The organism is Longimicrobium sp. (assembly GCF_036280135.1).
Taxonomy (GTDB): Bacteria; Gemmatimonadota; Gemmatimonadetes; order Longimicrobiales; family Longimicrobiaceae; genus Longimicrobium.
Map to the genome: position 1 here is coordinate 1 of NZ_DASURI010000630.1, position 10,311 is coordinate 10,311.

General features: G+C 70.8%; 10 protein-coding genes. 7 read left to right on the forward strand and 3 right to left on the reverse strand.

Annotated features, from left to right (window positions below):
* Window positions 1-51: 51 nt before the first annotated feature.
* Window positions 52-465, forward strand: a complete 414-nt coding sequence (locus VFZ20_RS20380; RefSeq protein ID WP_329685780.1) for a VOC family protein — start codon at window positions 52-54, stop codon at window positions 463-465.
* 76 nt (window positions 466-541) lie between these two features.
* On the opposite strand, the gene VFZ20_RS20385 is transcribed toward VFZ20_RS20380, so the two are convergent.
* Both VFZ20_RS20385 and VFZ20_RS20390 read right to left on the reverse strand, forming a co-directional pair.
* Window positions 542-850: a hypothetical protein gene (locus tag VFZ20_RS20385; protein WP_329685781.1), complete on the reverse strand. Its 309-nt coding sequence runs from the start codon at window positions 848-850 to the stop codon at window positions 542-544.
* Between the two features lie 70 nt (window positions 851-920).
* Entirely contained in the window at window positions 921-1,523 is a 603-nt protein-coding gene (locus VFZ20_RS20390; protein ID WP_329685782.1) for a L,D-transpeptidase, read from the reverse strand.
* A gap of 255 nt (window positions 1,524-1,778) precedes the next feature.
* Between VFZ20_RS20390 and VFZ20_RS20395 the strand changes: the two genes are divergently transcribed.
* Entirely contained in the window at window positions 1,779-4,343 is a 2,565-nt protein-coding gene (locus VFZ20_RS20395; protein WP_329685783.1) for a patatin-like phospholipase family protein, read from the forward strand.
* Window positions 4,344-4,381: 38 nt separating this feature from the next.
* On the opposite strand, the gene VFZ20_RS20400 is transcribed toward VFZ20_RS20395, so the two are convergent.
* The gene (locus VFZ20_RS20400; RefSeq protein ID WP_329685784.1) at window positions 4,382-4,897 is read right to left on the reverse strand and encodes an adenine phosphoribosyltransferase; all 516 of its coding nucleotides are present in this window, start codon (window positions 4,895-4,897) and stop codon (window positions 4,382-4,384) included.
* A 126-nt stretch (window positions 4,898-5,023) separates the two neighbouring features.
* On the opposite strand from VFZ20_RS20400, the gene apaG reads away from it, so the two are divergent.
* From apaG to VFZ20_RS20425, 5 genes are all read left to right on the forward strand, one after another.
* Window positions 5,024-5,431 carry a Co2+/Mg2+ efflux protein ApaG gene (apaG, locus tag VFZ20_RS20405; protein WP_329685785.1) on the forward strand — a complete coding sequence of 136 codons (408 nt, stop codon included), beginning with the start codon at window positions 5,024-5,026 and terminating at the stop codon, window positions 5,429-5,431.
* A complete protein-coding gene (locus tag VFZ20_RS20410) occupies window positions 5,428-5,919 on the forward strand; it encodes a BsuPI-related putative proteinase inhibitor (protein WP_329685786.1) in 492 nt (163 codons plus the stop codon). Before apaG ends, VFZ20_RS20410 begins: the two co-directional genes overlap by 4 nt.
* Window positions 5,920-6,490: 571 nt before the next feature.
* Window positions 6,491-7,909 carry a pyruvate kinase gene (gene pyk, locus VFZ20_RS20415; protein ID WP_329685787.1) on the forward strand — a complete coding sequence of 473 codons (1,419 nt, stop codon included), beginning with the start codon at window positions 6,491-6,493 and terminating at the stop codon, window positions 7,907-7,909.
* A gap of 136 nt (window positions 7,910-8,045) precedes the next feature.
* Window positions 8,046-8,822, forward strand: a complete 777-nt coding sequence (locus tag VFZ20_RS20420; protein WP_329685788.1) for an MBL fold metallo-hydrolase — start codon at window positions 8,046-8,048, stop codon at window positions 8,820-8,822.
* A 266-nt stretch (window positions 8,823-9,088) separates the two neighbouring features.
* Window positions 9,089-10,311: glucose-6-phosphate isomerase (locus VFZ20_RS20425; RefSeq protein ID WP_329685789.1), on the forward strand; the 1,223-nt coding region annotated here is incomplete at its 3' end.

A 10,311-nucleotide genomic window follows, 5' to 3' on the forward strand; every position in this document is an offset into this window, starting at 1 on the left:
TGCGCTTATTGTGGGGCCTCCGCATCATCTTTCGCCCCGCACACGGATCTCATGAGCGATCAATCCACCGGGCAGGTGCAGTCCAGCTTCCAGGGCAAGGCCCTCATGGCGTCGCTGACCGTCGCCGATCTGGACACCAGCGTGGCGTGGTACCGCGACGCCGTCGGCTTTGTCATCGACCAGCAGCACGAGCGCGGCGGCCGGGTGCTGAGCGTGTCCCTGCGCGCCGGCGACGTCCGCATCCTCCTCAACCAGGACGACGGCTCCAGGGGCGCCGACCGCGCCAAGGGCGAGGGCTTTTCGCTCATGATCACCACCGACGGATCCGTGGACGAGGTCGCCGGCCGCATCAAGGCCCACGGCGGCACGCTCGACTCCGAGCCGGCCGACGCGCCGTGGGGCGGCCGCGCCTTTCGCGTCCGCGACCCCGACGGCTTCCGCCTCGCCATCGCCTCGGGGCGATAACGCCGGGCTACCGGACGGACGAAGACGCGGCGGAGGGACGATTCCCCCGCCGCGTCTTCGCGTTCCGGCCCCCGGCCTAGAGTCGCTCGATGGGCGTGGCGCGGATGACGATCTCGTCCTGGCGGAAGCGCGCCTCCAGCTCGCGCCGATAGTCCGTCCACCATTCACGGTCCAGGTCGTCCGCCATGACCTCCATGATGACGACGTCGTCGCGGGCCACGTCGCCCTCGTCGTCCTTCCACGCGCCGGCGGCGGGCGCGCGCAGGTACGCCGTCACCCCGCCGAACCGCTCCGTGAGGTGATGGCGCACGCCGTCCAGCATCTCCCGTGGAAACGGGGCGCCGTCGTTGTCGCGAAGGGGAAGCAGCAGCTGCACCAGGTGCATGGATTCACGCGGATGACGGACGGGCCCCGCGCCTCGCGGAGCCCGTCGGGTTACGTCGGCCGGCAGTGCGTTACGCGCGGACGCGCATCTGCACGGCGTTGGACAGGCGCACGTCCTGGGTGTGGCGCACCCGGTTGATGACGCGCTGGAACCAGCCGGGGCTGCGCGCCGCGCCGCCGTTCTCCATCACCATGCGCGCCAGCTCGATGACGTCGTCGTTGCGCATGCGGATGCAGCCGTGCGACTCGGCCTCGCCCAGCGAATCCGTCTCGCGGGTGCCGTGGATGTAGTAGTCCGGCGCCTGGAAGAAGATCTTTACGCGGCCCATGGGGTTGCGCGGGTCGCCGGGCTCACGCGGCTGGCGGTTGCGCGCCCACGCCGCATCGGGCGGAACCCACCGCGGGTTCCAGATCAGCCGCCGCACGTTGAAGCTGCCGCGCGGCGTGGGGTGGCGCGGCTGGCCGATGGCCACCTGGTACTCCTTGGTGACTTCCTCGCCGTCCATCACGTAGAGCATGCGGTCGGAGAGGTCCACCACGATGGAGAACTCTCCCCGCGTCGGCGTCGCCGCCAGGTTCCGCACGGCGCCGTCGGCCTGGGAGCGCTGCGCCACGGCGCCGCCCCCGCCCACCATCAGTCCCGCCAGGAAGGCCGGCAGTACGGCCCTTCGCACACGATCCATCCACATAGGTGACGTTTCTGCAAGGGTTTACGCGTCACGTTCCGGCGGATGGGAAACGGAAGGATCGTGCCAAACGCCTGTCTCGGCCGGATGGGGAGGGAGGATCGGCGGGGATCAGGGGAGCCGGAGCAGCCGGCGATTTCCATTTTGGCGAGGGGAGAGCATGAAAAGCTGGTCGGGCTCCCATTCCCCGATCATCTTGGATGATGGTTGCTTCCGCCCCTCCCTTCAATCCACCGCACATTCATGCATACCCGTCCAAGGCTGCGCGTCGTCCGCGCCGTCGTCGCGTTGGCGACGGCACTGGCGCCGTGCGCGCTCGCCGCCCAGCCGGAGAAGGTCCCGTCGCTCACGGTAAAGCCCAACGCACCCGCCGCGGAGCCCGGCGTGGTCAAGAACCCGGTGCTGATCACCACCTTCAGCGGGGGCATCAGCCTGGGGGCGTACCAAGCGGGAGTGGACTGGGCGCTTCTGGAGTTCTACCGGGGGGCCGGACGCGATCCGCGGTTCGCGCGGGAGTGGCGGCTGCCTCAGTTCCGGTTCGGTACGGCCGCCGGGGCGAGCGCGGGCAACATTAACGCGCTGCTGTGGGCCATCGAGACCTGCACCACGCAGCAACGGGCCCAGCCGCCGGAGCAGTCTCTTTTCTGGACGGTGTGGACCGACGTGGACGTGGAGCGGCTGCTGCCGGTCAATCCCAGGCCGGGGGCGGAGCTGGCGTTGCTGGACCGCGGCTTCATCGATTCGCTGACCGACACCATCGCCGCCCGCACCCGGTCCGGCGCGCTGGCCAGGGGGTGCAAGCGCCCCCTGGGCCTCACCCTCACCCGCGTGATGCCCGAGACGCAGCGCCTGGGCGGCATCCCCTTCCGGTCGCAGCGATACGTGGTTCCGCTCGTCGCGGGCGTGGAGGGGCGCGCGGAGGGACAGGCGCGCCGGATGGTGTTCACGCGTCCGCGGGTGGATGACCGCAGGCTGGGACCCGTTCGGCATCCTCTCCACGGCCCGGACGGGCGCGAGGTGCCCCTGGACGGCATCATCCCCGTGGTCAAGGCCTCGGCGGCCTTTCCCGTGGCGTTTGCGCCCGTGATGCTGAACCTGGAGCGAGGGGACGCCGCGCCCCCCGCCCCGGAGATGTTCGTGGACGGGGGCCTGTTCGACAACAACCCCGTGGACCTGGCGCTCGTGCTGCACCGCGCCGTGGGGCTCGAGCCGCAGGTGGACACGGTGACGGCCCCCTCGCCGGGATACCAGCTGCTGTACGTGGACCCGGACAATCCCCGTCCCGGGCAGGTGGCGCCGGGATGCCCCTCCGGTGAGCTGGGCGGAAAGCCCCCGCAGTGCGTGCTGCGGACGCCCCGCGATCCCGCGCCCGGCGGTCTTCGGCCCGTGCTGCGCCTGCTGGGCGGCGCGTTCAACAGCGCGCGGGAGTACGAGCTGTTCGCCTTGAGCCGAAGCCTGCCCGCCGACACGCTCAGCTGGCAGCTGCTTACGACGCGGCGCCACCCCGTGGTGGGCGAGCGGATGAGCGCGTTCGCCGCGTTCCTGAACCGGGCCTACCGGGAATACGACTTCTACGTGGGGACGTACGACGCCATCCACTTCGTGCTGTGCGAGTCGCCCGGCCGCGAGCGCGAGCCGCAGCGTGAGTCTTCGCTGTGCACGTACGAGAACGCGCTGGTCCTGCGCGACGCCCTGCCGCTCTCGCCCGCCGCGTCGCGTCTGGTGGAGCGCCTGGCGCGCGACGAGTTCGCCCCCACGCCCGGGGAGCGCCTGCGCGTGCGCCAGGCTACGGCCCGCGTGGCGGCCGCCGGGCCGGACGGGGCGGTTTCGCGCGTGTACGAGAGCATCTTCGACGCGCTGCTGCACGCGCAGCTGCGGGACACCACGGCGCGGGGCCGGGCCGAGTCCGCCGCGTGCGGCCGGAGCCTGTCGTGGTCGGTGGCGTGCCTGGACGGAACGAACCGGTTCCTGGCCCGGGTCCGTTCGGGGCTGCTCAAGGCGGACCCCAGCGCCTGCGGCAGCAACGGGCCCGTGGGCGACGCGGAGATGACGGCCGTGCTCACCCGCTACGCGCTCTGCGACCTGATGCGGCGTCCCGAGGACGAGTACTTCCAGGTCTACTTCGATCGGCTGATGCGGCGGCTGGTGCAGGTGGAGCGCGACGTGGACGCCTGGCTCGCCGTGCACAACGCGTCCGTGCACCCGGACAGCGCCATCCCGGGCGGACCGGCCATGCAGCCGATGACGGAAGGGCTCGCGTTCGCGTACCAGTCCTCCAGCCTGCGGCCGCACGTCGGCTGGCACTGGGGCGGCATGCCCGCCGAGGTGAGCACGAGCTGGAGGTTGGCGCCGGCGTACGCCACGGTAGACGCGCAGTGGGACGGGGCCGACGTGGGATGGGCGCCCGTGTGGTACTCGCGCGCGCGCCCGGGCGTGGGCCTGGCGTTTCCGTTCGGCGTGCGGTGGAACAATCCCGCGGGCCACGGCGAGATCCCCCACTGGTACTACATGGCGGGCGCCAAGGTGGTCGCGCGCAACCGCAGCGCCCTGTGGTCGCTGCTCGGCACCCGGGTGGAAGCCGGCGTGCTGTACTTTCAGCCGGGGCGGGACCTGTGGGAGGGGCGGGCGGGGGGAACCGTCGCCGCCGAGGCGACCGCGACCATCCTGGCGGACCGGCTGCGGATCGGCGTGCGGCGTTCGCTCACCGGCGATCCCGTGGACGGGCTCAGCCGCGTGCAGTGGTCCCTTGGATTCAACGACGTGAACGGGCTGGGATACTGGGTGGACCAGATCTTCTTCCGCCGCTGAGCTGCGGAGGCGGGCCGGCGCCGGCCCGCCCCCGCAGCTCAGTACGTCAGCAGCGAATGCACGGGCCGGCCATCCATCACCGCGCGGCCGTTCAAAAACGCCAGCTCGATCACGAACGCCGTCTCCACCACCTCGCCGCCCAGCTCCTCCACGAGGCTGGCGGCGGCGCGGGCCGTGCCGCCCGTGGCCAGCAGGTCGTCCACCAGCAGCACGCGCTCGCCGGGCTTCACGGCGTCGCGGTGCACCTCCAGCGAGTTGGTGCCGTACTCCAGCGCGTACTCGCGGGTGATCTTTTCCGCCGGCAGCTTGCCCAGCTTGCGGATGGGCACGAACCCCGTGCCAAGCGCCACGGCCAGCGGCGCGCCGAACAGAAAGCCGCGCGACTCGATCCCCGCCACCACGTCGATGCCCTGCCCGCGGTAGCGCTCCGCCAGCGCGTCCACCACCTGCCTGAGGCCCCGGGGATCGCGCAGCAGCGGGGTCACGTCGCGAAACAGGATGCCCTGCATGGGAAAGTCCGGCACGTCGCGGATGAGCGCCTTCAGGTGCTCCATGGAAGTCCTCGCGGGGTTCGGTCGGGAAACGGGTGCGGCGGGGAGTCGCCACCAATGTAGCGAAATCCCGGCGGATACCACAAAGGGGCGTTGACCCGCCGCGGCCCGCGTCCTATCGTGGGCGGCATGAAGGCCCACCCGCACCGGCCCGGCACCTTGTTCTACCGCATCACCGAGGGCATCCGCGTCACGGTGACGCCGCTCTACCTGGAGTCGCACTCGGACCCGGGCGAGCCGCGCCACGTGTTCGTGTACCGCATCCGCATCGAGAACGTGGGCGATCAGCCCGCGCAGCTGCGGTGGCGCCACTGGTACATCCACGACCCCGTGGCGGGCGACCAGGAGGTGGAGGGCGAGGGCGTGGTGGGGCAGGTGCCGCTCATCCCGCCCGGCGGCGTGCACGAGTACGAGAGCTTCTGCGTGCTGAAAGGCCCGGAGGGGCACATGGAAGGATACTACGAGATGCACCGGCCCGACGGCTCCGTGTTCCGGGCCGCCATTCCCCGCTTCGCGCTGCGCACCGTCCCGGAATGAACCGTCCGATCCGCTTCTTCGCGCCGGCGCTGATGGCGCTGGTCCTGGCCGGCTGTCCCACGGCCGGCAGCCACACGGCGGAGCTGCCCGTGCGGCTCACCGTCGTCCCGACCGACACCCTGTCCCCGGGCGACTCGCTGCGCATGACGGCATACCTGCGAAACCCCGGCAAGCAGACCGTGCGGCTGGAGTTCGACTCGCAGTGCCAGGTAGAGTTCTACGTGCAGGGTCCGGACAAGTCCGTCCTTTATCCGCCGGGCAGCGGAACCACCTGCATCCGCGCCCCCAGCGTGCTGGAGGTGCCCGCGGGCGATTCCCTCCGCTTTACGGCCGCGTGGCTGGCCACGTCGTCCACGAGCGGCGAGCACACCGCCTACGCCGTCCTCTGGGAGCACCACGTCCCCGGCGGCAAGGACGCGGACGAAAAGCGCTACGAGGCGGGTCACCGCTCCAACATCGTCCAGTTCCAGGTCCGTCCGGCACGGTAACGGCGGTGCCACGGGAGCCGGGCGGTACGGGCTCCCCCGCGCCGGAGCGGCTGAAGCCGCCGCAACGACTGCGGAAAGCCTCACAAACTGCGTGAGGCTTCAACGACGTGACGGCGCCGCCGGTGCACACGGGACGACTTTCGCTGAGGCAGTCCTTGAAGACGGACTTCGTGCCCTTCCAGCGGCGAATTCATTCGCTCCGGCCGGGGACGGCCTTACCGGATCAGATCCGGGATCGGCGTCGTTTCGCTCCGGCTGGGGGACGGCCGGTGCCGAGGCAGATCCACAACGAGCTGTTCCCGTTGACTCCGTCGGCCGAAGGCCCCGTGTGAGGCGTTCTTTTCCCGGCGATCGAGGGATGACGGACGCGCGGCGCGGCATTCGCGGTTGACGGGGGGCGACGCACGCGCTCTTTTTGTCAGAGATCCTGACGAATTCCTGTCACAAGCGCGGGCCGCACCCTTGCGTGGCGGCGCGGAGGTGGCAAGTTACCCGCTCCCCCGGAGCGGCGGCGGTCCGGTCCTTGCCGCCCGCCCCCGGCGCGAAGCCGAAAACGGACGTCCGTTCATCCATGCAGAGACGCACCAAGATCGTCTGCACGCTGGGCCCCGCCTCCTGGTCGCCGGAGCGAATCGACTCGCTCATCCAGGCCGGCATGGACGTGGCCCGCATCAACTTCTCCCACGGGGACCTGGAGCGCCACGCGGAGACCATCCGCAACGTGCGTGAGGCCTCCACGCGGGCCGGGCGCCCCATCGCCGTGCTGGGCGACCTGCAGGGGCCCAAGATCCGCGTGGGCGTGCTGCCGGAGCCCGTGGAGCTCAAGCCCGGCGACCGCGTGGTCTTTGCCCCCGAGGGCGAGCACCAGGAGGGCGAGCTGCCCACCACCTTTCGCGAGCTGGCGCAGGACGTGGAGGTGGGCGACGTGGTGCTGCTGGCCGACGGGCTCATGGAGCTCATCGTGGAAGAGGTCACGGCCCCGCGCGTGGCCATGCGCGTCATCCACGGCGGCGACCTCAGCAGCAACAAGGGCATCAACCTTCCCGGCACGCCCGTCAGCATCCCGTCGCTCACGGAAAAGGACCTGCGGGACCTGGAGTTCGCCCTGGAGCAAAGGGTGGACTACCTGGCCCTCTCGTTCGTCCGCTCGCCGGAGGACGTGAAGGACCTGGTGAGCCGCATTCCCGAAGGCGGCCCGCTGGTGGTGGTGAAGGTGGAGAAGGGAATGGCGCTGGAGAACCTGCAGGAGATCCTCAAGGTGAGCTCCGCCGCCATGGTGGCCCGCGGCGACCTGGGCGTGGAGCTGCCGTTCGAGCGGGTGCCGCTGGCGCAAAAGCGGATGATCCAGATGGCCAACCTGGGCAGCCGCCCGGTGATCACGGCCACGCAGATGCTGGAGTCCATGATCGAGAACCCGCGCCCCACGCGCGCGGAGGCCTCGGACGTGGCCAACGCCATCATCGACGGCACGGACGCGGTGATGCTCTCGGCCGAGACGGCCACGGGCAAGTTCCCCGTGCAGGCCGTGCAGGCCATGGCCCGCATTGCCCAGGAGATCGAGGACTCGCACATCCTGGAGAGCGGCCCGCACTACGACATGCCCATCGACCCGGGCGAGGACGGCAAGACGCCCACGGAACGGGCCATCGCCGGCGCCACGGTCGAGGCGGTGCGCCGGCTCAAGGCGCCGCTCATCCTCACCTTCACCACGAGCGGCAGCACGGCCCGCGTGGTGTCGAGCTTTCGTCCGCCGGTGCCCATCCTGGCCATCACCGACAACCAGCAGACGTACCAGCAGCTGGCGCTGGTGTGGGGCGTGATCCCCGTGGTCTGCTCGGAGTACGCCAACTTCCAGGAGATGCTGGCGTGCGGGCGCGACGAGGCGCTCAAGCGTGGCCTGGCGCAGCCGGGTGACCGCATCGTGGTGACGGCGGGCCTGCCCCTGCACCAGCCCGGGACGACGAACCTGCTGCAGGTGTCCGTCATCTGATGATGGAAGTGCGAAAGTGCGAGAGTGCGAAAGTGCGAAAGTGGTCTTCGCGCCCACGCCACCGTCCGTGCGGGGTAACGGGTGCCGTTGACTCTCGCACTCTCGCACCTTCGCACGTTCGCACTGCGGTCCGGTCGTGAGGCTGCGCTTCCTGGGCACCGGCACCAGCTTTGGCGTGCCGGTGATCGGCTGCCGGTGCGCCACGTGCACGTCGCCGGATCCGCGGGACCGGCGCACGCGGCACGGCGCGCTCATCACGGAGGGCGGCCGGCGGCTGCTGGTGGACACGCCGCCGGAGATGCGGCTGCAGCTGGTGGACGCGGGGATCGAGATGGTGGACGCCATCTGGTTCACGCACTGCCACGCGGACCACGTGCACGGCCTGGACGACGTCCGCGTCTTCAGCGAGCGGTCCAGGGCGCCGCTCAAGGTGTACGCGGCGGCGGACTGCGAGGCCACGCTGCGCGACCGGTTCGGCTACGTGTTCGACCCGCGCATCCGGCCCCTGGCGGGCACGTCCAAGCCCGAGGCCACGCTCACCACGCTGCACGCGTACGAGCCCGTGGAGGTGGCGGGGATGACCGTCACGCCGCTTCCCGTGCCGCACGGCCGGCTGGACGTGTACGGCTTTCGCGTGGGCGACCTGGGATATGTGACGGACGGCAAGTCGCTGCCGGACCGCACGGTGGACGCGCTGCGGGGCGTGCGCGTGCTGGTGCTGAACGCGCTGTGGTTCGGCAATCCGCACCCCACGCACTTCAGCGTGGAAGAGGCCGTGGAGGCCGCCCGCGCCGTGGGCGCCGAGCGCACGTACCTCACGCACCTGAGCCACCGCGTGACGCACGCCGAGCTGGACGCGCGCCTGCCCGCCGGCGTGATGGCGGCGTACGACGGGCTGGAGGTGGACGTGTGACGGCGAACGGCAGGGAATAGGGAACAGGGAATAGGGAATAGCCTGCAACGGCTGGAACTGCGGGTTACAGGGAACAGCCTGCAACTGCGGGTTGGTTGCCCACCGGCAGGGAGCCGGATGGAAGGATACACCCTCTCCCGCGCAGCTTGCGGGAGAGGGTGCGAGCCCAAGCGAGCGGGTGAGGGCCCCCGGTGCGGACTGCCGGGTCTTTCACTTTCGCACTTTCGCACTTTCGCACTTCGCACTTCGCACTTTCGCACTCGCCCATGTCGATCACGCTCGACTACAACAACATGCTCGCGCCGCGGCTGGGCGGGCGCGGCATCGACCCCGCGAAGCTCGACGCGCTCGCCGACCGCTTTCGCGCCGCGCACGAGGACGCCACCCGCCGCCGCGAGGGCGGCGAGCTGGGCTTCTACGCCCTGGCCGACGGCGGCGAGACCGTGGACGCCATCTGCGACTTTGCCGAGGGCGCGGGGCAGGCGTTCAGCAACGTGGTCGTGCTGGGCATCGGCGGCTCGGCGCTGGGAACCACGGCCATGCGCACTGCCCTCAAGCATCCCCTGTGGAACGAGCTGGATGACGAGGCGCGCGAGTTCTATCCGCGCCTGTACGTCCTCGACAACGTGGACCCGGCCACGTTCGGCGCGTTCCTGGACCACATCGACCTGCGCCGCACGCTGTTCAACGTCGTCTCCAAGAGCGGCGGCACGGCCGAGACCATGAGCCAGTTCCTCATCATCCGCGAGCGGCTTCGCGCGGAGCTGGGCGACGGCTACACGCGCCACCTGCTGCTGACGACGGACCCCGAAAAGGGCGTGCTGCGCGCCCTGTCGCGCGAGGAGGACGTGGCCAGCCTTCCCGTACCGCCCAACGTGGGCGGGCGCTTCAGCGTGCTGTCGGCCGTGGGGCTGCTGCCGGCCGCCATGGTGGGCATCGACATCCGCGAGCTGCTGGCGGGCGCCCGGGAGATGGTGGAGCGGTGCGACACGCCGGACCTGCGGCGCAACCCGGCCGGCATCTTTGCCGCGCTGCAGTACCTGGCCGATACGGAGCTGGACGCCAACGTGCACGTGATGATGCCGTACAGCGACCGCCTGCGCGACATGGCGGACTGGTTCCGGCAGCTGTGGGCGGAAAGCCTGGGCAAGCAGCGCACGCGCGGCGGCGACGAGGTGTTCGTGGGCCCCACGCCCGTCAAGGCGCTGGGCGCCACGGACCAGCACTCGCAGGTGCAGCTGTACGTGGAGGGCCCGTTCGACAAGACCATCACCTTCCTGGCCGAGCGCGAGGGGGGGGACGACGTGGCCATCCCGTCCGCCTATCCGCAGCACGCGGAGCTGGCGTACCTGGGCGGGCACAGCATGGGCGAGCTGCTGCGCACGGAGCTGCTGGCCACCGAGGCGGCGCTCACGCAGCGCGGGCGGATGAACATGACCCTCGAGGTGCCGCGGGTGGACGCGCGGTCGCTGGGTGGGCTGTTCATGCT

What these genes read in the sequence shown, in the direction of transcription:
- apaG (WP_329685785.1), top strand. Translation starts at nt 5,024, where the DNA reads ATGAAGGCCCACCCGCACCGGCCCGGCACCTTGTTCTACCGCATCACC.
- pyk (WP_329685787.1), top strand. Translation starts at nt 6,491, where the DNA reads ATGCAGAGACGCACCAAGATCGTCTGCACGCTGGGCCCCGCCTCCTGG.
- VFZ20_RS20380 (WP_329685780.1), top strand. Translation starts at nt 52, where the DNA reads ATGAGCGATCAATCCACCGGGCAGGTGCAGTCCAGCTTCCAGGGCAAG.
- VFZ20_RS20385 (WP_329685781.1), bottom strand. Translation starts at nt 850, where the DNA reads ATGCACCTGGTGCAGCTGCTGCTTCCCCTTCGCGACAACGACGGCGCC.
- VFZ20_RS20410 (WP_329685786.1), top strand. Translation starts at nt 5,428, where the DNA reads ATGAACCGTCCGATCCGCTTCTTCGCGCCGGCGCTGATGGCGCTGGTC.
- VFZ20_RS20395 (WP_329685783.1), top strand. Translation starts at nt 1,779, where the DNA reads ATGCATACCCGTCCAAGGCTGCGCGTCGTCCGCGCCGTCGTCGCGTTG.
- VFZ20_RS20400 (WP_329685784.1), bottom strand. Translation starts at nt 4,897, where the DNA reads ATGGAGCACCTGAAGGCGCTCATCCGCGACGTGCCGGACTTTCCCATG.